At 68.8% G+C, this 18,998-nt stretch carries 30 protein-coding genes; 28 read left to right on the plus strand and 2 right to left on the minus strand.

Features of this window, described 5'->3' with window-relative positions:
- The first annotated feature begins 1 nt into the window (after nt 1).
- From rplD to map, 21 genes are all read left to right on the plus strand, one after another.
- On the plus strand, nt 2-661 hold the full coding sequence (rplD, locus tag QUG93_RS08560) for a 50S ribosomal protein L4 (RefSeq protein WP_289473504.1): 660 nt from the start codon (nt 2-4) through the stop codon (nt 659-661).
- On the plus strand, nt 658-957 hold the full coding sequence (gene rplW / locus QUG93_RS08565; RefSeq protein WP_022903283.1) for a 50S ribosomal protein L23: 300 nt from the start codon (nt 658-660) through the stop codon (nt 955-957). The genes rplD and rplW overlap by 4 nt, the downstream gene beginning before the upstream one ends.
- Nucleotides 958-975: 18 nt before the next feature.
- Nucleotides 976-1,815, plus strand: coding sequence for a 50S ribosomal protein L2 (gene rplB, locus QUG93_RS08570; protein WP_022903282.1), 840 nt, complete (start codon nt 976-978; stop codon nt 1,813-1,815).
- A gap of 11 nt (nt 1,816-1,826) precedes the next feature.
- Nucleotides 1,827-2,108: a 30S ribosomal protein S19 gene (gene rpsS, locus QUG93_RS08575; RefSeq protein WP_017885529.1), complete on the plus strand. Its 282-nt coding sequence runs from the start codon at nt 1,827-1,829 to the stop codon at nt 2,106-2,108.
- 25 nt (nt 2,109-2,133) lie between these two features.
- On the plus strand, nt 2,134-2,526 hold the full coding sequence (gene rplV, locus QUG93_RS08580; RefSeq protein ID WP_289473505.1) for a 50S ribosomal protein L22: 393 nt from the start codon (nt 2,134-2,136) through the stop codon (nt 2,524-2,526).
- A complete protein-coding gene (rpsC, locus tag QUG93_RS08585) occupies nt 2,526-3,323 on the plus strand; it encodes a 30S ribosomal protein S3 (RefSeq protein ID WP_022903280.1) in 798 nt (265 codons plus the stop codon). The genes rplV and rpsC overlap by 1 nt, the downstream gene beginning before the upstream one ends.
- 2 nt (nt 3,324-3,325) lie before the next feature.
- Nucleotides 3,326-3,745 (plus strand): 50S ribosomal protein L16, encoded by a 420-nt coding sequence (rplP, locus tag QUG93_RS08590; protein ID WP_022906346.1) that lies wholly within the window; start codon nt 3,326-3,328, stop codon nt 3,743-3,745.
- Entirely contained in the window at nt 3,745-4,062 is a 318-nt protein-coding gene (gene rpmC / locus QUG93_RS08595) for a 50S ribosomal protein L29 (RefSeq protein ID WP_058728265.1), read from the plus strand. Before rplP ends, rpmC begins: the two co-directional genes overlap by 1 nt.
- Nucleotides 4,062-4,346, plus strand: coding sequence for a 30S ribosomal protein S17 (gene rpsQ, locus QUG93_RS08600; protein WP_058728266.1), 285 nt, complete (start codon nt 4,062-4,064; stop codon nt 4,344-4,346). Before rpmC ends, rpsQ begins: the two co-directional genes overlap by 1 nt.
- 31 nt (nt 4,347-4,377) lie before the next feature.
- Complete coding sequence (rplN, locus tag QUG93_RS08605; protein ID WP_017885523.1) at nt 4,378-4,746, plus strand: 50S ribosomal protein L14; 369 nt, start codon at nt 4,378-4,380, stop codon at nt 4,744-4,746.
- Nucleotides 4,747-4,749: 3 nt separating this feature from the next.
- Nucleotides 4,750-5,109, plus strand: a complete 360-nt coding sequence (gene rplX / locus QUG93_RS08610) for a 50S ribosomal protein L24 (protein ID WP_022906349.1) — start codon at nt 4,750-4,752, stop codon at nt 5,107-5,109.
- The gene (gene rplE, locus QUG93_RS08615; RefSeq protein ID WP_111227400.1) at nt 5,109-5,699 is read left to right on the plus strand and encodes a 50S ribosomal protein L5; all 591 of its coding nucleotides are present in this window, start codon (nt 5,109-5,111) and stop codon (nt 5,697-5,699) included. Before rplX ends, rplE begins: the two co-directional genes overlap by 1 nt.
- Nucleotides 5,700-5,878: 179 nt before the next feature.
- On the plus strand, nt 5,879-6,277 hold the full coding sequence (gene rpsH / locus QUG93_RS08620; protein WP_069712809.1) for a 30S ribosomal protein S8: 399 nt from the start codon (nt 5,879-5,881) through the stop codon (nt 6,275-6,277).
- Nucleotides 6,278-6,283: 6 nt separating this feature from the next.
- Nucleotides 6,284-6,820, plus strand: coding sequence for a 50S ribosomal protein L6 (gene rplF, locus QUG93_RS08625; RefSeq protein ID WP_289473506.1), 537 nt, complete (start codon nt 6,284-6,286; stop codon nt 6,818-6,820).
- Nucleotides 6,821-6,822: 2 nt separating this feature from the next.
- Nucleotides 6,823-7,194 (plus strand): 50S ribosomal protein L18, encoded by a 372-nt coding sequence (gene rplR, locus QUG93_RS08630; RefSeq protein WP_058725386.1) that lies wholly within the window; start codon nt 6,823-6,825, stop codon nt 7,192-7,194.
- A complete protein-coding gene (gene rpsE, locus QUG93_RS08635; RefSeq protein ID WP_081985128.1) occupies nt 7,191-7,964 on the plus strand; it encodes a 30S ribosomal protein S5 in 774 nt (257 codons plus the stop codon). The genes rplR and rpsE overlap by 4 nt, the downstream gene beginning before the upstream one ends.
- Entirely contained in the window at nt 7,964-8,149 is a 186-nt protein-coding gene (rpmD, locus tag QUG93_RS08640) for a 50S ribosomal protein L30 (protein WP_031273241.1), read from the plus strand. The genes rpsE and rpmD overlap by 1 nt, the downstream gene beginning before the upstream one ends.
- Nucleotides 8,146-8,610 (plus strand): 50S ribosomal protein L15, encoded by a 465-nt coding sequence (gene rplO / locus QUG93_RS08645; protein ID WP_111227403.1) that lies wholly within the window; start codon nt 8,146-8,148, stop codon nt 8,608-8,610. The genes rpmD and rplO overlap by 4 nt, the downstream gene beginning before the upstream one ends.
- Nucleotides 8,611-8,756: 146 nt before the next feature.
- Complete coding sequence (gene secY, locus QUG93_RS08650) at nt 8,757-10,079, plus strand: preprotein translocase subunit SecY (RefSeq protein WP_289473507.1); 1,323 nt, start codon at nt 8,757-8,759, stop codon at nt 10,077-10,079.
- Entirely contained in the window at nt 10,076-10,666 is a 591-nt protein-coding gene (locus tag QUG93_RS08655) for an adenylate kinase (RefSeq protein ID WP_289473508.1), read from the plus strand. The genes secY and QUG93_RS08655 overlap by 4 nt, the downstream gene beginning before the upstream one ends.
- Nucleotides 10,667-10,674: 8 nt before the next feature.
- A complete protein-coding gene (map, locus tag QUG93_RS08660) occupies nt 10,675-11,505 on the plus strand; it encodes a type I methionyl aminopeptidase (protein ID WP_289473509.1) in 831 nt (276 codons plus the stop codon).
- A 233-nt stretch (nt 11,506-11,738) separates the two neighbouring features.
- On the opposite strand, the gene QUG93_RS08665 is transcribed toward map, so the two are convergent.
- Nucleotides 11,739-13,025 (minus strand): LCP family protein, encoded by a 1,287-nt coding sequence (locus QUG93_RS08665; RefSeq protein ID WP_289473510.1) that lies wholly within the window; start codon nt 13,023-13,025, stop codon nt 11,739-11,741.
- Between the two features lie 288 nt (nt 13,026-13,313).
- Between QUG93_RS08665 and infA the strand changes: the two genes are divergently transcribed.
- The 7 genes from infA (at nt 13,314) to QUG93_RS08700 (ending at nt 17,761) form a co-directional block, all read left to right on the plus strand.
- On the plus strand, nt 13,314-13,535 hold the full coding sequence (infA, locus tag QUG93_RS08670) for a translation initiation factor IF-1 (protein WP_017885509.1): 222 nt from the start codon (nt 13,314-13,316) through the stop codon (nt 13,533-13,535).
- 70 nt (nt 13,536-13,605) lie between these two features.
- A complete protein-coding gene (gene rpmJ / locus QUG93_RS08675) occupies nt 13,606-13,722 on the plus strand; it encodes a 50S ribosomal protein L36 (RefSeq protein WP_022903266.1) in 117 nt (38 codons plus the stop codon).
- Nucleotides 13,723-13,870: 148 nt separating this feature from the next.
- Nucleotides 13,871-14,245 carry a 30S ribosomal protein S13 gene (gene rpsM, locus QUG93_RS08680; RefSeq protein WP_058728274.1) on the plus strand — a complete coding sequence of 125 codons (375 nt, stop codon included), beginning with the start codon at nt 13,871-13,873 and terminating at the stop codon, nt 14,243-14,245.
- 9 nt (nt 14,246-14,254) lie between these two features.
- The gene (gene rpsK / locus QUG93_RS08685; RefSeq protein ID WP_017885507.1) at nt 14,255-14,653 is read left to right on the plus strand and encodes a 30S ribosomal protein S11; all 399 of its coding nucleotides are present in this window, start codon (nt 14,255-14,257) and stop codon (nt 14,651-14,653) included.
- 205 nt (nt 14,654-14,858) lie between these two features.
- The gene (locus tag QUG93_RS08690) at nt 14,859-15,854 is read left to right on the plus strand and encodes a DNA-directed RNA polymerase subunit alpha (protein WP_069712814.1); all 996 of its coding nucleotides are present in this window, start codon (nt 14,859-14,861) and stop codon (nt 15,852-15,854) included.
- A gap of 66 nt (nt 15,855-15,920) precedes the next feature.
- Nucleotides 15,921-16,466: a 50S ribosomal protein L17 gene (rplQ, locus tag QUG93_RS08695; RefSeq protein WP_289473511.1), complete on the plus strand. Its 546-nt coding sequence runs from the start codon at nt 15,921-15,923 to the stop codon at nt 16,464-16,466.
- A 182-nt stretch (nt 16,467-16,648) separates the two neighbouring features.
- Nucleotides 16,649-17,761, plus strand: coding sequence for an FUSC family protein (locus QUG93_RS08700; protein ID WP_289473512.1), 1,113 nt, complete (start codon nt 16,649-16,651; stop codon nt 17,759-17,761).
- Nucleotides 17,762-17,765: 4 nt separating this feature from the next.
- Here QUG93_RS08700 and QUG93_RS08705 read toward each other — a convergent pair whose 3' ends face one another.
- A complete protein-coding gene (locus QUG93_RS08705) occupies nt 17,766-18,926 on the minus strand; it encodes a hypothetical protein (RefSeq protein ID WP_289473513.1) in 1,161 nt (386 codons plus the stop codon).
- Between the last annotated feature and the right edge of the window lie 72 nt (nt 18,927-18,998).

Below are 18,998 nucleotides of genomic sequence, written 5' to 3' on the forward strand. Positions count from 1 at the left end.
CATGGCCACCGAGACCGCAACCACGATCGACGTCCTCGACGCGACCGGAGCCGTCGCCGGCAGCATCGAGCTGCCCGCCGAGCTCTTCGACGTCGAGACCAACGTCCCGCTGATCCACCAGGTCGTCACCGCGCAGCTCGCCGCCGCGCGTCAGGGCACCCACAAGACCAAGAACCGCGGCGAGGTCCGCGGCGCCGGTCGCAAGCCGTTCAAGCAGAAGGGCACCGGCCGCTCCCGTCAGGGTTCGGTCCGCGCTCCGGAGCACACCGGCGGTGGCGTCGTCCACGGACCGACCCCGCGCGACTACTCGCAGCGCACCCCGAAGAAGATGATCGCCGCTGCTCTGCTCGGCTCGCTCTCGGACCGCGCCCGCGGTGGCCGCATCGCCGCCGTCGAGTCCTTCGTCCCGGCTGAACTGCCGTCGACGAAGACCGCTCGCACGCTCATCGAGAAGGTCGCGCCCGTCAAGAACGTGCTCGTCGTGCTCGAGTCGGACGACGAGCTCACGCTCAAGTCGGTCCGGAACCTGGCGAACGTCCACGCGCTCTCGTACGGCCAGCTCAACGCCTACGACGTGCTCAAGGCCGACGCCCTCGTCTTCAGCAAGAGCGCACTCGACGCCTTCATCGCGTCGAAGACCGCGAAGGAGATCTCCGCATGAGCGGCTTCAACAAGGACCCGCGCGACATCATCATCTCGCCGGTCGTCTCGGAGAAGAGCTACGGCCTGATCGACCAGGGCAAGTACACGTTCATCGTGGACCCCCGTTCGAACAAGACCGAGATCAAGCTCGCCATCGAGAAGATCTTCGACGTCAAGGTCGCGAGCATCAACACGCTGAACCGCCCGGGCAAGACCCGTCGCACGCGTTTCGGCATGGGCAAGCGCAAGGACACCAAGCGCGCCATCGTGACGCTCAAGTCCGGTTCGATCGACATCTTCACGGCTGTCGGCTGAGGACCAGAGGGATAAATCATGGCTATTCGTAACTACAAGCCGACGACCCCCGGTCGTCGCGGCTCGTCGGTCGCCGACTTCGCTGAGATCACCCGTTCGACGCCGGAGAAGTCGCTGCTTCGTCCGCTGCCGAAGACCGGTGGCCGCAACAGCTCGGGCCGCATCACCACGCGTCACATCGGTGGTGGCCACAAGCGCCAGTACCGCGTGATCGACTTCCGTCGTCACGACAAGGACGGCGTGGACGCCAAGGTCGCGCACATCGAGTACGACCCGAACCGCACCGCGCGCATCGCGCTCCTGCACTACGTCGACGGCACGAAGCGCTACATCATCGCGCCGAACAAGCTCAAGCAGGGCGACGTCGTCGAGCAGGGCCCCGGCGCCGACATCAAGCCCGGCAACAACCTGCCGCTGCGCAACATCCCCGTCGGTACGGTCATCCACGCCATCGAGCTCCGCCCCGGTGGCGGCGCGAAGATGGCGCGTTCGGCCGGCGCCTCGGTGCGTCTCGTCGCCAAGGACGGCCCCTACGCGCAGCTCCGCCTGCCGTCGGGTGAGGTCCGCAACGTCGACGCCCGCTGCCGCGCCACGATCGGCGAGGTCGGCAACGCCGAGCAGTCCAACATCAACTGGGGCAAGGCCGGCCGCATGCGCTGGAAGGGCGTCCGCCCGACCGTGCGTGGTGTCGCGATGAACCCGGTCGACCACCCGCACGGTGGTGGTGAGGGCAAGACGTCCGGTGGTCGTCACCCGGTCAGCCCCTGGGGCCAGGCCGAGGGTCGTACGCGCAAGCCGAACAAGCCGAGCGACAAGCTCATCGTCCGTCGCCGTAACGCCGGCAAGAAGCGCAAGTAGGAGTTCAGAAGATGCCACGCAGTCTGAAGAAGGGCCCCTTCGTCGACGAGCACCTGCTCCGCAAGGTCGTCACGCAGAACGAGGCCAACACCAAGAACGTGATCCGCACCTGGTCGCGTCGCTCGATGATCGTCCCGAACATGCTCGGGCACACGATCGCCGTGCACGACGGCCGCAAGCACATCCCGGTGTTCGTCACCGAGTCGATGGTCGGTCACAAGCTCGGCGAGTTCGCGCCGACCCGCACCTTCCGTGGTCACGTGAAGGACGACAAGAAGGGCCGTCGCCGCTAACGCGGGGACGAAGAGGAGGAACGAAATGGTGGAGTCGATCGCACGCGTGCGACACATCCGCGTCACGCCTCAGAAGGCCCGTCGCGTCATCGAGCTGATCCGCGGCAAGCAGGCCCACGAGGCCCTCGCCATCCTGAAGTTCGCCCCGCAGGCCGCTTCGGAGCCCGTGTACAAGCTGGTCGCCTCGGCGATCGCGAACGCACGGGTCAAGGCGGACTCGACGAACAGCTTCCTCGACGAGCGCGACCTCTACGTGAGCCGCGTCTTCGTCGACGAGGGCACGACCCTGAAGCGGTTCCAGCCGCGCGCCCAGGGCCGGGCCTTCCGCATCAACAAGCGCACCAGCCACATCACGGTCGTCCTCGCGACGCCGGACGAGGCCGAGGCTGCCGCGACGAGCAAGAAGGCGAGCAACTAATGGGCCAGAAGGTCAACCCGTACGGCTTCCGTCTCGGGATCACGACGGACCACGTCTCGCACTGGTTCACCGACAGCACGAAGGCCGGTCAGCGCTACGCCGACTACGTGGCCGAGGACATCAAGGTGCGCGAGTACCTGAAGAAGACCCTCGACCGCGCCGGTGTCGCCCGCATCGAGCTCGAGCGCACCCGTGACCGTGTCCGCGTGGACATCCACACGGCGCGTCCGGGCATCGTCATCGGTCGCCGTGGCGCCGAGGCGGAGCGCGTCCGCGGCGAGCTCGAGAAGCTCACCAAGAAGCAGATCCAGCTCAACATCCTCGAGGTCAAGAACCCCGAGACCGAGGCCCAGCTCGTCGCGCAGGGCATCGCCGAGCAGCTCTCCGCCCGTGTCGCGTTCCGTCGCGCCATGCGCAAGGGCCTGCAGGGTGCACAGCGCGCCGGTGCCAAGGGTGTCCGCATCCAGGTGTCGGGTCGTCTCGGCGGCGCCGAGATGTCGCGCTCGGAGTTCTACCGCGAGGGCCGTGTGCCCCTGCACACGCTCCGCGCGAACATCGACTACGGCTTCTACGAGGCTCGGACCACCTTCGGCCGCATCGGCGTGAAGGTCTGGATCTACAAGGGCGACATCACGAACAAGGAGCTCGCTCGCGAGCAGGCGAACCAGCGTTCGTCGCGCCCGGAGCGTCGTGGCGGCCCCCGTGGCGAGCGCGGCGACCGTCGTGGCGGCGACCGTGGCGGCCGTCAGCAGCAGGCCCCGCAGGACGCGCCGGCCGGCGCAGGAGTTGAGGCGTAACCATGCTTATTCCCCGTCGAGTCAAGCACCGCAAGCAGCACCACCCGAAGCGTTCGGGCCAGGCCACCGGTGGCACCAAGGTGTCTTTCGGTGACTACGGCATCCAGGCGCTGACCCCCGCCTACGTGACCAACCGTCAGATCGAGTCCGCTCGTATCGCCATGACGCGTCACATCAAGCGTGGCGGCAAGGTGTGGATCAACATCTACCCGGACCGTCCGCTCACGAAGAAGCCGGCTGAGACCCGCATGGGTTCCGGTAAGGGCTCGCCCGAGTGGTGGGTCGCCAACGTCAAGCCGGGCCGTGTGCTCTTCGAGCTCTCCGGCGTCAACGAGGACATCGCCCGCGAGGCGCTGACCCGTGCAATCCACAAGCTGCCCCTCAAGGCACGCATCATCAAGCGCGAGGAGGGCGACGCGTAATGGCGATCGGTTCCAAGGAGCTCCGTCCCACGGAGCTCGACACGTTCGAGAACGAGCGTCTCGCTGACGAGCTGAAGAAGGCCAAGGAGGAACTCTTCAACCTCCGCTTCCAGTCGGCCACCGGCCAGCTGGAGAGCCACGGTCGTCTCCGTGCCGTCAAGCGCGACATCGCACGCATCTACACCGTCCTCCGCGAGCGCGAGCTCGGCATCCGTGCCACCCCCGCGCCCGTCGAGACCGCCACCAAGGCCAAGAAGACGAAGAAGGCTGACAAGCCGGCCGAGTCGACCGAGGCCGCTACCGCCGAGGAGAACTGATGGCGAACGAAGAGAAGAACTCCGCCGCCTCGACCCGCGGCTACCGCAAGACGCGTCGCGGCTACGTGACGAGCGACAAGATGGACAAGACCATCGTGGTCGAGGTCGAGGACCGCGTGAAGCACGCGCTCTACGGCAAGATCATCCGCCGCACGTCCAAGGTGAAGGCCCACGACGAGCTCGGCACCGCTGGTGTCGGCGACCTCGTCGTGATCAGCGAGACCCGTCCCCTCAGCGCCTCCAAGCGCTGGCGCCTGGTCGAGATCCTCGAGAAGGCCAAGTAGGCCCCGGCCTGCTTCGGAATAGGAGACAGCAGTGATTCAGCAGGAATCCCGCCTGAAGGTCGCCGACAACACGGGTGCCAAGGAGATCTTGACCATCCGCGTGCTCGGTGGCTCGGGTCGTCGCTACGCCGGTCTCGGTGACGTGATCGTCGCCACGGTGAAGGACGCCATCCCCGGCGGCAACGTCAAGAAGGGTGACGTCGTCAAGGCGGTCATCGTTCGCACCAAGAAGGAGACCCGTCGTCAGGACGGCTCCTACATCAAGTTCGACGAGAACGCGGCAGTGATCCTCAAGGCCGACGGCGACCCGCGCGGTACGCGCATCTTCGGTCCGGTCGGTCGCGAGCTCCGTGACAAGAAGTTCATGAAGATCATCTCGCTCGCGCCGGAGGTGCTGTAAGCCATGGCGAACATCAAGAAGGGTGACCTCGTCCAGGTCATCACGGGCGCCAAGCAGGAGCGTGGCGGCGACCGTGGCAAGCAGGGCAAGGTCATCGAGGTCCTCAAGGACAAGAACCGGGTCGTCGTCGAGGGCGTGAACTTCGTCACGAAGCACGTCCGCGTCGGCCAGACGCAGCGCGGTTCGAAGACCGGTGGCATCGAGCAGCACGAGGCTCCGATCCACGTCTCGAACGTCGCCATCGTCGACCCGAAGACCAAGAAGCCGACCCGCGTCGGTTTCCGCAACGAAGAGGTGGAGAAGGACGGCGTCAAGAAGACCGTCCGCGTCCGCTACGCCAAGAAGTCGGGTGAGAAGCTCTGATGACCGACACGACTGCCGCGCCGGCGACCAAGGTCGAGCCGCGCCTCAAGCAGAAGTACAAGAACGAGATCAAGGCCGCTCTCACCGAGCAGTTCGGCTACGCGAACGTCAACCAGGTCCCCGGCCTGGTCAAGGTCGTCGTGAACACCGGCGTCGGTGAGGCCGCTCGCGACTCGAAGATCATCGACGGGGCCGTCAAGGACCTCACGGCGATCACGGGTCAGAAGCCGGTCGTCACGAAGGCCCGCAAGTCCATCGCGCAGTTCAAGCTGCGTGAGGGCCAGGCCATCGGCGCGCACGTCACCCTCCGCGGTGACCGCGCGTGGGAGTTCATCGACCGCCTCGTCACCCTCGCACTGCCCCGCATCCGCGACTTCCGCGGTCTCAGCGACAAGCAGTTCGACGGGAACGGCAACTACACGTTCGGTCTCACGGAGCAGTCGATGTTCCACGAGATCGACCAGGACCGCATCGACCGCGTGCGTGGCTTCGACATCACCGTCGTGACCACCGCGAAGACGGACGACGAGGGCCGCGCGCTGCTCCGCCAGCTCGGCTTCCCGTTCCGTTCGGCCGACCAGACGGTCTAAGCTAGTCCGGGCGTTGCGGGCCGGAGGATTCACGTCCTCCGGCCCGCACGCGCGAACACCGGTCGTCGGCATCAGCCGTCGGCCTCCAGGTCTCCGGGATCCGCTCGGAGACCACCCGATCGCTCAGGTCGGCATTCGTGGAACGGGTGTCGAAACCAGGCGAAGAATGGACGACCATCATGACGATGACCGATCCGGTCGCAGACATGCTGACCAGATTGCGGAACGCGAACTCGGCGCACCACGACGCCGTCTCGCTGCCCAGCTCCAAGCTGAAGAAGAACATCGCCGACATCCTCAAGCGCGAGGGGTACATCAGCGAGTGGAAGATCGAGGACGCCCGCGTCGGGCAGACCCTCACGATCGACCTGAAGTACGGCCCCGAGCGCGAGCGTTCGATCGCCGGCATCAAGCGCGTCTCGAAGCCCGGTCTCCGGGTCTACGCGAAGTCGACGGAGATCCCCCAGGTCCTCGGTGGCCTCGGCGTGGCGATCCTCTCGACCTCGTCGGGACTGCTCACCGACCGTGAAGCCGAGCAGAAGGGCGTGGGTGGGGAAGTCCTCGCCTACGTGTGGTGACCGACAATGTCTCGTATCGGACGTCTTCCCATCGACATCCCCGCAGGCGTGACCGTCTCCGTTGACGGCCAGGCCGTCGCGGTCAAGGGCCCGAAGGGCGAGCTCACCCTCGTCGTCGCGGAGCCCATCCAGGCCAAGGTCGAGGAGAACCAGGTCCTCGTCACCCGCCCGGACGACGAGCGCGAGTCCCGTGCCCTGCACGGCCTGACCCGCACCCTCATCGCGAACAACATCGTCGGCGTGACCCAGGGCTACTCCAAGGGCCTCGAGGTCGTCGGCACCGGTTACCGCGTGCAGGCCAAGGGCAGCAACGTCGAGTTCGCGCTCGGCTACTCCCACCCCATCACGGTCGAGCCGCCGGCGGGCATCAGCTTCGCCGTCGAGGGCAACAACAAGCTCACCGTGTCGGGCATCGACAAGCAGGCCGTCGGCGAGGTGGCTGCCAACATCCGCAAGCTGCGCAAGCCCGAGCCCTACAAGGGCAAGGGTGTCCGCTACGCGGGCGAGATCGTGCGCCGCAAGGCCGGAAAGTCAGGTAAGTGATCATGGCTCTCGGTATCCGAGGAAAGAGCAAGTCGGCCGCCAAGGCGCGCCGTCACAACCGTCTCCGCAAGAAGATCACCGGCACCGAGGCGCGTCCGCGTCTCGCTGTCACCCGGTCGTCGCGTCACGTGTTCGTCCAGGTCATCGACGACGCGAAGGGCCACACGCTGGCCAGCGCCTCGACGATGGAGGCCGACCTCCGTTCGTTCGACGGCGACAAGACGGCCAAGGCCCGTCGCGTCGGCGAGCTCCTCGCCGAGCGTGCGAAGGCCGCCGGCGTCGAGGCCGTGGTCTTCGACCGCGGTGGTAGCAAGTACGCCGGTCGCGTCGCCGCGATCGCCGATGGTGCCCGTGAAGGAGGGCTGAACCTGTGAGCGACATCGCGAACAACAACGAAGCGGCCGAGACCGAGACCGCTGCTGCGACGGAGACCGTCGCCAAGGCTGCGGCCGGCAAGGAAGCGGAAGCCCCTGCCGTCGCCGAGCGCCCGGTCGAGACCGCTGCCGGCTCCGCGTCGAACAACCGCGACAACGCCGACCAGCGCGGCCGTCGTGGCGGCGGTCGTGACCGCCAGCAGGGTCGTGACCGCAACAACCGCGGTGGCGACAGCCAGTTCCTCGAGCGCGTGGTGACCATCAACCGCGTCTCGAAGGTCGTCAAGGGTGGTCGTCGCTTCAGCTTCACCGCGCTCGTCGTCGTCGGTGACGGCAACGGCCTCGTCGGTGTCGGCTACGGCAAGGCGAAGGAAGTCCCCACCGCGATCTCGAAGGGCGTCGAGGAGGCGAAGAAGAACTTCTTCCGCGTCCCCCGCGTCGGCAACACCATCCCGCACCCGGTGCAGGGTGAGGCCGCTGCCGGTGTCGTCCTGCTGCGCCCGGCCGCTGCCGGTACCGGTGTCATCGCCGGTGGTCCGGTCCGCGCCGTGCTCGAGTGCGCCGGCATCCACGACGTCCTGAGCAAGTCGCTCGGCTCGTCGAACACCATCAACATCGTGCACGCGACCGTCGAGGCGCTGCAGCAGCTCGAGGAGCCCCGCGCCGTCGCAAGCCGTCGTGGCCTCGACGTCGACCGGGTCGTCCCGGCCCGCCTGCTCCACGCCGAGGCCGCAGCACTGCGTGCCGCGACCGAGAAGGCAGGTGCGTGATGGCGATGCTGAAGATCACGCAGACGAAGTCCGTTATCAGCGAGAAGCAGTACCAGCGCGACACCCTGCGCAGCCTGGGCCTCAAGCGCATCGGCCGTACGGTCCTGCGTGAGGACAACGCCCAGAACCGTGGGTACATCGCGACGGTCGCGCACCTCGTGAAGGTCGAGGAGGTCGACGCATGAGCGACGAGAAGAACGAGCGCGTGCAGGTGCTGAAGCTGCACCACCTCCGCCCCGCCGCGGGCGCCAAGAAGGACCGCACCCGCGTGGGTCGCGGTGAGGGCTCGAAGGGCAAGACCGCGGGCCGTGGTACCAAGGGTCAGAAGGCTCGTTACCAGGTCAAGGTCGGCTTCGAGGGTGGGCAGATGCCGCTGCACATGCGCACCCCGAAGCTCCGCGGGTTCAAGAACCCGTTCCGTGTCGAGTACCAGGTCGTGAACCTGGACAAGATCGCGGAGCTCTACCCCAACGGTGGCGACGTCACCGTCGCGGACCTGGTCGCCAAGGGCGCCGTCCGCAAGAACGAGAAGGTCAAGGTTCTCGGTCAGGGTGACATCAGCGTGGCGCTGACGGTCTCGGTCGACAAGGTCTCGGCGTCCGCCGCCGAGAAGATCGTGGCTGCTGGCGGAACCGTCTCCCAGTAACCCCCGTCGGCGGCCCGTGCGTTTGCGCACGGGCCGCCGTTACGGTTTCCTTGACAGTGGCCGTCGTCCGTCGGCCTGGTCGGCGCTGCCGGCCGACACCGAGATGACCCCGATCGGGTCGCCGGTCCCAGAAGTTCGGAGTCCTCGTGTTCAGAGCGGTCGCGCGCATCATGCGCACCCCAGATCTTCGCAAGAAGATCGGCTTCACCCTCGCGATCATCGCGCTGTTCCGTCTCGGGTCGTACATCCCCGCCCCGTTCGTCGACTACGCCGCCGTGCAGAGCTGCCTCGCCAGCGCGTCGTCCTCTGGTGGGCTCTACGACCTGATCAACCTCTTCTCCGGTGGAGCGCTGCTGAAGCTCTCCGTCTTCGCGCTCGGCATCATGCCGTACATCACGTCGTCGATCATCGTGCAGCTGCTGCGTGTGGTCATCCCGCACTTCGACGCCCTCTACAAGGAGGGCCAGTCCGGCCAGGCGAAGCTGACGCAGTACACGCGTTACCTCACCATCGCGCTCGGCGTGCTGCAGTCGACGACGCTGATCACCGTCGCGCGTTCCGGCGCCCTCTTCGGCACCAACGCCTCGGCCTCCTGCTCGTCGATCATCTCGAACGACAGCTGGTACGCGATCATGCTCATGGTGGTCACGCTGACCGCCGGTACCGGCCTCATCATGTGGATGGGCGAGCTCGTCACCGAGCGCGGCATCGGCAACGGCATGTCGCTGCTCATCTTCACGTCGATCGCGGCGCAGTTCCCGTCGGCGCTCTGGGCGATCGAGCAGTCGCAGTCCTTCGAGCTCTTCCTCTTCGTCATCCTCGTCGGCCTGGTGATCATGATGGCCGTGGTCTTCGTGGAGCAGTCGCAGCGGCGCATCCCCGTCCAGTACGCCAAGCGCATGGTCGGTCGTCGCACGTACGGCGGCAACAACACCTACATCCCGATCAAGGTGAACATGGCCGGCGTCGTGCCCGTCATCTTCGCCTCGTCGCTGCTGTACCTGCCGGCTCTGGTCGCGCAGTTCAACCAGCCCTCGGACGGCTCCGAGCCGGCCGCGTGGGTGACCTGGATCCAGAACAACCTGACCTCGGGTGACAACTGGTTCTACATGGTCCTGTACTTCCTGCTCATCGTCGGGTTCACGTACTTCTACGTCGCGATCACCTTCAACCCCGAAGAGGTCGCCGACAACATGAAGAAGTACGGCGGCTTCATCCCGGGCATCCGGGCCGGTCGTCCGACGGCCGAGTACCTCGACTTCGTCCTGACCCGGGTGACGTTGCCCGGCTCGCTCTACCTCGGTCTCATCGCGCTCATCCCGCTGGCAGCACTGGCGCTGTTCGGCGCGAACCAGAACTTCCCGTTCGGCGGCGCGAGCATCCTCATCATCGTGGGTGTCGGTCTCGAGACCGTGAAGCAGATCGACTCGCAGCTGCAGCAACGTCACTACGAAGGGCTTCTCCGTTGAGCGCACGTCTCATCATCGTCGGACCTCCCGGAGCCGGGAAGGGCACCCAGGCCGGACGCATCGCCGAGGCCGTGGGTGTGCCCGCCATCTCGACGGGCGACATCTTCCGCAAGAACGTCGCCGAGGGCACCCCGCTCGGCGTGCAAGCCAAGGCGATCATGGATGCCGGCGAGTACGTGCCGGACGAGCTGACGAACGAGCTCGTGAAGTCCCGTCTGGCCGAGGCCGACGCCGAGCAGGGCTTCCTGCTCGACGGCTACCCGCGCACCGTGGGCCAGGTCGCGTACCTGGACGCGCTCCTCGCCGAGCAGGGCACCGCGGTCGACGCGGTGGTCCAGCTCGTCGCCGACCAGGACGCGCTGGTCGCGCGCCTGCTGAAGCGCGCCGAGGAGCAGGGCCGGACCGACGACAACGAGGAGACCATCCGTCGTCGCCAGGAGGTCTACACCGAGCAGACCGCACCGATCGTCGCGGCCTACGCCGAGCGTGGTCTGGTGCTCGACATCGACGGCCTCGGTGGCATCGACGAGGTGGGGGACCGCATCCAGGCGGCCCTGGCCGCGCGCGGGATCACCGCGGGCGTCTGAGCCCCGTCGTGCGACGTCGGAAGCCGTCGATCTACAAGTCGCCGGAGGAACTCCGGGCGATGGTCCGCCCCGGCCTGCTCACCGAGGCTGCACTCACCGCGGTCCGCGCGGCCATCCGCCCGGGCGTCACGACCGGAGAGCTCGACGCGATCGCCGAGCGGACCATCCGCGACGGCGGCGGCGTGCCGAACTTCCAGCTGGTCCCGGGCTACCGCCACACGCTGTGCGTCTCGGTGAACGACGAGATCGTGCACGGCATCCCTGGTGATCGCGTGCTGCAGCCCGGCGACATCGTGTCGGTGGACGCCGGGGCCGAGGTCGACGGGTGGAACGGCGACAGCGCGTTCACGACGGTGCTGCCCGGCGGGGACGCTCCGCTGACGACGGCCCGCCAGACGCTCTGCGACACGACCGAGCGCGCGCTGTGGCACGGCATCGCTGCGCTCGCGCACGCGCGGAACCTCAACGAGGTGGGCGCGGTGGTCGAGGACGCGATCGACGAGACCGGCGCGTGGGGCATCGTCGAGGACTTCACCGGGCACGGCATCGGGCGTTCGATGCACGAGGACCCACCCGTGTTCAACTACCGTGTCCGCGGCGCGGGCCCGGCGGTGAAGCCCGGCCTGGTCGTCGCGATCGAGCCGATGGTCACCGCCGGCACGATCGACAGTTCCACTGACGACGACGACTGGACGATCCGCACGCTCGACGGCTCGGACGCGGCGCACTGGGAGCACTCCGTCGCGGTGCACGCCGACGGCATCTGGGTCCTGACGGCCTCCGACGGTGGAGCGTCGGGCCTCGCGCCACTCGGCGTCACTCCGGTCCCCGTCCCGTAGGAGGCCGCTCAGCCCGGTGTGCTCGGCCTCCGTCTGCGTGGTCGGCGTCGCACCCGATGCGGCCTTCGTCCCACGGCCTGGAGGCCCGTCCCCGACTCCGCACCGCACGCTGCGGCGCGAGGGTGCTGCGTCGGGCGGGCGCGCACCGTCGACGGTGTCGTGGGGCGCGCCGTACGGCCCGCGTGCGGGACGGCGGTCGGGACCGGACACCGTGTGGTGTCCGGCCCGCCCGGTCAGTTGCCGACCGTGCAGGTCTGCTCGGACGCCGCCTGGCCGGAGATGCTCGAGGGGAGCGGCGTGGCCGCCTGTGTCGCGGCGGTCCCGGCGCCCGTGGACGCGCCGGATCCGGCGGACGGGGTACCACCGGGCGTCCCCGCGGAGCCGGACGGCGTACTGCCGGACGACGCGCTCCCGGTGGACGTGCCCGCACCGGTGGACGGCGACTCCTCCGACGCCCGCCCCGTGGACGAGTCGGTCAGTGAGGTCTTCCGGTCCTGCTGCAGTGCGACGTTGAGCGCGTGCGCGGGCTCCTCGGAGACGATCACGTGGGCCTGGTCCGTCGGGTCGTCGACGACCGGGTACTGCACGAACAGCATGTTCGAGGTGCTCATGCCGCGAAGGGTGGAGGCCAGTCCGACGAGGGTGCGCGTCTGCGCCAGGCCGTCGGAGAGCGTCATGTTCGACAGGGCGGCACCGGCGAGCTTGTAGAGCGTGATCGGGTTCGAGAGCGTGCCGTCCGACGTCACCTTGCGGAGCAGAGCGGACAGGAAGACCTGCTGCGAGCTGATCCGGGCGAGGTCACTGCCGTCGCCGACGCCGTGCCGGCTGCGGAGGAACGCGAGGGCGTCCTGCCCCGCGAGTTCGTGCTGGCCCGCGGCGAGGTGCAGCCCGACGTAGGTGTCGTCGATCGGCTTCGCGACGCAGACGTCCACGCCGCCCAGTGCGTTCGACATCTCGATCACGCCGTCGAACGTGATGAGGCCGGCGTACGGCACGGTCAGCCCGGTCAGGTTCTCGACCGTGTCGACGACGCACGAGATGCCGCCGTGGCCGAGCGCCTCGTTGAGCAGCTCGTGGTCCGCTGCCGGGTAGGTCGTGCCCGTCTCGGGGTTGGTGCACGCGGGGATCGGCACCTTGAGGTCCCGGGGGAAGCTCACCGCGGTGAGCTGCTGGTGGTCCTGGGAGATGTGGACGAGGATCGTGACGTCGTTCCGGGCGCCCTCGACCTTCTCCGCGGAGTCGAACTGCCCGATGCGGGTGTCACTGCCGATGAGCAGGATGTTCGCTCCGCCCTTGATCGCCGTGATGTCGGCCGTCTGCGCGGTGTTCTGGTCGTCCTTGCTGAGCGCGACCGTGCGGGGTGCGGTGGCGAGCTGGGCGCCGGCGATCGCGGCGACGCTCGTGCCGCTCACCAGGAGGACGGCCAGGGACGCCGCAGCGAAGCCCACGAGCGTCCCCCACGCGCGACGCCGGGGGAGCCGGCCGTGGCGGGCGAGGGGGCGGCGGGGTGCGTCAGGCACGGAGGTCTCCGATCGGTGGTCCGGCGCGGGCGTCGGACGGTCAGCGACGGCCAGGCTACGGCGAGGGGGCGCGAGCGGGCCCCGGAAGGTGCCGCGAAACCACTGTGGAACACTCAGCCGACGGGGTCGAGCCCCAGACCAAGGGGTCCGGAGGGAACCAGCACTTGGCAATCGGGGTACGCATCACCTAGACTCGATCCTTGGTGTGTCATGCCCTTTGGCGTGGCGCCCGACCCGCAGACCGGCTCGGGGATCACACCGGTAATCCAACCAAGCGACAGTGAGGCTATGGCCAAGAAAGACGGCGTCATCGAGATCGAGGGCTCGGTGCTCGAAGCTCTGCCCAACGCGATGTTCCGCGTTGAGCTGACCAACGGACACAAGGTCCTCGCGCACATCTCCGGGAAGATGCGCCAGCACTACATCCGCATCCTCCCCGAGGACCGCGTGATCGTGGAGCTGAGCCCGTACGACCTGACCCGCGGCCGGATCGTCTACCGCTACAAGTGATCCGCGAGCTGGAAAGGAACGGCTCGGCGAACCCGCCGGGCACGAAGCCAGCGAGCAACAGGAAGCAATCATGAAGGTCAACCCCAGCGTCAAGCCCATCTGCGAGCACTGCCGTGTCATCCGCCGCAAGGGCCGCGTCATGGTGATCTGCAAGAGCAACCCGCGCCACAAGCAGCGCCAGGGCTGAGCTCCCAGCAGGACCCACAACTCAACACTGAACACGCAGTACTAGAACCCCGGTCCGGCAGACGCCGTCACCGGGGGGACACCTCGGGGCGGAGGCCCGAGCACCGGTACTGCGCCACACCTCCATCGACAACAGGAGCAGCCAGCACATGGCACGTCTAGCAGGCGTCGACATCCCGCGCGAGAAGCGCGTGGAGATCGCACTCACGTACATCTACGGCGTCGGCCGTACCCGCGCGGTCCAGGCACTCGCCGAGACCGGTATCTCCGGTGACATCCGCGTCAAGGACCTGACCGACGACCAGCTCGTCGCCCTCCGTGACTTCATCGAGGGCAACTTTAAGGTGGAGGGTGACCTCCGCCGCGAGGTCGCCGCCGACATCCGCCGCAAGGTCGAGATCGGTAGCTACGAGGGTCTCCGCCACCGTCGTGGTCTCCCGGTGCGTGGTCAGCGCACCAAGACCAACGCGCGTACCCGCAAGGGACCGAAGCGCACCGTGGCAGGCAAGAAGAAGGCCCGATAGGAGATCATCATGGCTACCCCCAAGACTGCCGCGCGCAAGCCGCGTCGCAAGGAGAAGAAGAACGTCGCCGTGGGCCAGGCCCACATCAAGAGCACGTTCAACAACACCATCGTCAGCATCACCGACCCGTCGGGTGCCGTCCTCAGCTGGGCGTCCTCGGGTGCCGTGGGCTTCAAGGGTTCGCGCAAGTCGACGCCGTTCGCGGCGCAGCTCGCCGCCGAGTCCGCTGCGCGTCAGGCGCAGGAGCACGGCGTCAAGAAGGTCGACGTCTTCGTCAAGGGCCCGGGTTCCGGCCGCGAGACCGCGATCCGTTCGCTCCAGGCCGCTGGCCTCGAGGTCGGCTCGATCAACGACGTCACCCCGCAGGCGCACAACGGCTGCCGCCCGCCGAAGCGTCGCCGCGTCTGACGCGAGGAGCAACCGGCCGTTCCCCGCTCGTCCCCTGACCGGGGCGAGCGGGGCCGGCCATTCCTGGTCGTTCGATCGCGCACGGCGGGCCACCACGGCCCGTCGCTGCGCGTGATCACAACTCAACAGACCCGTCGGGGCCCGGTCGGCCCCGTCGTACCGCCGAGTGTCATATAGCGGACACTCCGCCGAAAGGAATCCCACAGTGCTCATTGCACAGCGCCCCACCCTGACCGAAGAGTCGATCTCCGAGTACCGCTCGCGCTTCGTCATCGAGCCGCTCGAGCCGGGCTTCGGTTACACCCTCGGCAACTCGCTGCGCCGCACGCTCCTCTCCTCGATCCCCGGCGCGGCTGTCACCAGCATCCGCATCGACGGTGTCCTCCACGAGTTCAGCACCGTCCCCGGTGTCAAGGAAGACGTCACCGAGATCATCCTCAACATCAAGAGCCTCGTCGTCTCCAGCGAGCACGACGAGCCGATCACCGCGTACCTGCGCAAGCAGGGTGCCGGTCAGGTCACCGCGGCGGACATCTCCGCCCCGGCTGGCGTCGAGATCCACAACCCGGACCTCGTCATCGCGACCCTGAACGACACCGCGCGCTTCGAGCTCGAGCTCACGATCGAGCGTGGCCGTGGCTACGTCTCGGCGACGCAGAACCGTTCGGAGTTCAGCGAGGCCGGGCAGATCCCGATCGACTCGATCTACTCGCCGGTCCTGAAGGTCACCTACCGCGTCGAGGCGACGCGTGCCGGTGAGCGCACGGACTTCGACCGCCTGGTCGTCGACGTCGAGTCGAAGCCGGCGATCACGCCGCGCGACGCCATCGCGTCGGCCGGTCGCACGCTGGTCGAGCTGTTCGGTCTCGCCCGCGAGCTGAACACGGCGGCCGAGGGCATCGAGATCGGCCCCGCGCCGGTCGACGCGGTGCTCTCGAACGAGCTGCAGACCCCGATCGAGGACCTCGACCTGTCGGTGCGCAGCTACAACTGCCTCAAGCGGGAGGGCATCAACACGGTGTCCGAGCTCGTCGCCCTGTCGGAGACGCAGCTCATGAACATCCGCAACTTCGGTCAGAAGTCGGTGGACGAGGTCAAGGACAAGCTCACCGAGCTCGGCCTGTCCCTCAAGGACACCGTCCCCGGATTCGACGGCGCCCACTTCTACAGCGGGTACGACGAGGACGAGTCCAACAACTGACCTCGCGCTCACGCGCACGCGCACCGTTGAGTCGGTGCGCACCACCATCACCACTGGAGAACTGACATGCCGAAGCCCACCAAGGGCCCCCGCCTCGGTGGCGGCCCCGCCCACGAGCGCCTGCTCCTGAGCAACCTCGCCAACGCCCTCTTCACGCACGGTCGCATCACGACCACCGAGACGAAGGCCAAGCGCCTGCGTCCCGTCGCCGAGCGTCTCATCACGTTCGCGAAGCGTGGCGACCTGCACGCGCGCCGTCGCGTGATCGCCCAGCTGCGCGACAAGTCGGTCGTGCACACGCTGTTCACGGAGATCGCCCCGCAGGTCGAGGACCGTCAGGGCGGCTACACCCGCATCACGAAGCTCGGCTTCCGCAAGGGTGACAACGCGCCGCTCGCGTCGATCGAGCTCGTCCTCGAGCCGGTCTCGGGCACGCCCGCCCCGGTCAAGCGCAACGCCGCCCCGGCCGCCGCCGCGCCGGTCGCCGAGGAGACCCCGGTCGAGGAGACCGAGGCCACCGAGGCGTCCGCGCCCGTCGAGGCCGAGACCGAGACCCCGGCTGCTGCCGAGGTCGAGGCCGACGCCGCTGCCAAGGCGGACGACGCCAAGTAGGTCCAGCACCACCACACGGAACCCCCGCGACGAACGTCGCGGGGGTTCCGTCGTTCCTGCGCGTCGCGCCGTGCGCTGGGGGGGGGCGTCGGACGGGAGGCACGGGTCGGGGCCGACACGCGCCTCCCGTCCGACGGTGGCCGCGTCCGTTCCCAGCGTCACTGCCGTACGGTGATCGCGACATGGCGAGGGCAGAACGGATCACCGGCGTCGGGCGCCGGATCTGGCGGTGGAGCCGCGACTCCGGGACGCAGCCACGCCTGCTGCTGGCCGGCAAGGCGGCCCTGGCCGCGACGATCGCGTGGACCCTCGCGAAGTACGCGCCCGGTGTCGCCGCCGAGTACCCGTACTACGCGCCGCTCGGGGCGATCGTCGCGATGCGCACCACGGTGTTCGCCGGCATCCGCGCCGGGGTCCAGACGCTCGTGGGCATCACGCTCGGCATCCTCATCGCCTGGCTGACCATGGTGATCGGTGACCCCGGCGTGATCGCGGTGGCCCTGGCCGTCGGCCTCGGCGTGCTCGTCAGCGGGTTCCGCATCCTCGGCGAGGGGTACTCGTGGGTCCCGATGGCGGCGCTCTTCGTGCTGCTCGTCGGCGGTGGCAACGCCGAGGGCTACTCGTTCGCGTACGTCGTCCAGATGGCGATCGGGATCGGGATCGGTCTCGCCGTGAACTTCGCGGTGTTCCCGCCGCTGCACTTCTGGGACGCCGAGCGCCGGATCGACCAGGTGAACGGGGTGCTCGCGCAGCAGCTCGACGACCTCGCTGACGTGCTCGACCAGGGGGAGCCGGACACCGGCGCCTGGGACCGGCAGCAGGAGCGGCTCGACAAGGCGATCGCGGACGTGCGCGACCGCGTGTCGACGGCGCAGGAGGCCCGCCGGATGAACCCGCGGAGCGTGCTGCGCGGGTCGCGTGCCCGGCTGCAGACCGACGGTGCTCGGTTCCGAGCCCTCGAGCGGGTCGCGTGGTACACGACGGACCTCACCGAGCTCGTCGCACGGTCCGGACCCGTCGCCGACAACATCGGCCGACCCGACCCCGCGTTCGCCGGCCCCTTCGCGGCGGCGCTGCGCCGTGTCGCGTGCGTGGTGCGCGGCGAGTGCGCGGAGGACGAGGGCGACCGGGCGATCGCGGACCTCGAGTCCGCGCTGGACGCCAGCCGGTCGAACCCGTCCGCCGTCACCGTGACGTCGAGCGCGATCGTGGCACTCCGCGGCGTGCTCGAGTCCGAGCGGCGTGCGACCTCGGACGTGGACACCGAGACGGGGCCGTCCGGGAAGCGACGCTGAGGGGTCAGACGCGGGACGAGCGCTCCACCCACGACCCGATCGCCGTCGCGGTGTCCGCTGCGTCCTCGGTGAAGAGCACCCAGTGCGTCCAGTCGCCGTCGCGGACCACGTCGACGGAGCAGGCCCGCTCGTCGCAGGTCCGCCACGCCCCGTCGCCCGCGCCGAGCCCGTCGAGGTCGATGCGGCCGGAACGGTCGATCGCACCCGCAGCGATGCGCTGCTCGGCGACCCACCCGCCCTCGGGCAGGTGGGTGTAGATCGCGCCGGTGCGGACGTGACCGGTCTCCTGGTCGTCGCTGACGAAGACGCAGGACTCCGCGCCCACCCGGTTCCGCGCGAAGTCCGTCGGCTCGGGGGCCGTGCTGCTGTTCGGGAACGGGCCGACGGCGAGCGTGGTGTCGGCGACGGCGTTCACGTTGTCGGCGTCGCAGCGCGTGATCGAGCCGTCGGGATCGGCGCGGTCGTCGTCCGCCGTGCCGAGCGACGACGCGGAGACCCGGTCGACGACCGCTGCGAGCAGGGCGTCGAACGCCGGCTGCACCCGTTCGGGGACCGCGTCGGCGTCGTCCTGCAGTCGCGTGGCGGAGAGGGTCACCCAGGCGCTGCCCGCACGCGCGTCGGTGGCGCAGTACACGCGCGCCGAGTCGCTGGCCGAACACCCCTCGAGTGCCGAGACGGCGTCGAACTCCCGGTGCTCGGCGAGCGCGTCGAGGCCGGCCGGCAGCACGGTCAGCTGGACGCCCTCGAACACCGGGTCGCCCCGGCGCCCCGGCACCTGGTCGTCGAGGGGCGCGACCCCGTCGGACGCGGTGCAGGAGGCGCCGCCGACGGCGACCAGGAACGCCTCGGTCCCCGCGACGTGCGCGGCCTCGCCCAGCAGGTCCACCGGGCGCGCGCCGGGGACGACCGCCGCCGCGAGGTCCTCGGGCAGCAGCGAGGAGCACGCGGGCGCCCCGGAGACGTCCGGGGCAGGGCCGAAGTCGACCGTGCCCGCACCGGACCGCGTCGGTGTGCTCGTGGGGGTGCTCCTGTCCGTGCTCGCGGACGTCCCGGTGCCGGCGTCCGTGCCGGTCGCGGTCGGTCCGTCCGCGGCGCACGCGGCGACGGAGACCACGGTCCCCAGGACGATGCCCGCGGACACGACGGCCCTGGTGATCATGTGCATGCGCTCAGGCTACGGACACCGGCGGCCGCCCCACCGGCCCGAGCGTCACGATCCCGCATCGGTCGTCCGTAG

The sequence above is a fragment of the Curtobacterium caseinilyticum genome, assembly GCF_030363035.1.
GTDB classification, from domain to species: domain Bacteria; phylum Actinomycetota; class Actinomycetes; order Actinomycetales; family Microbacteriaceae; genus Curtobacterium; species Curtobacterium caseinilyticum.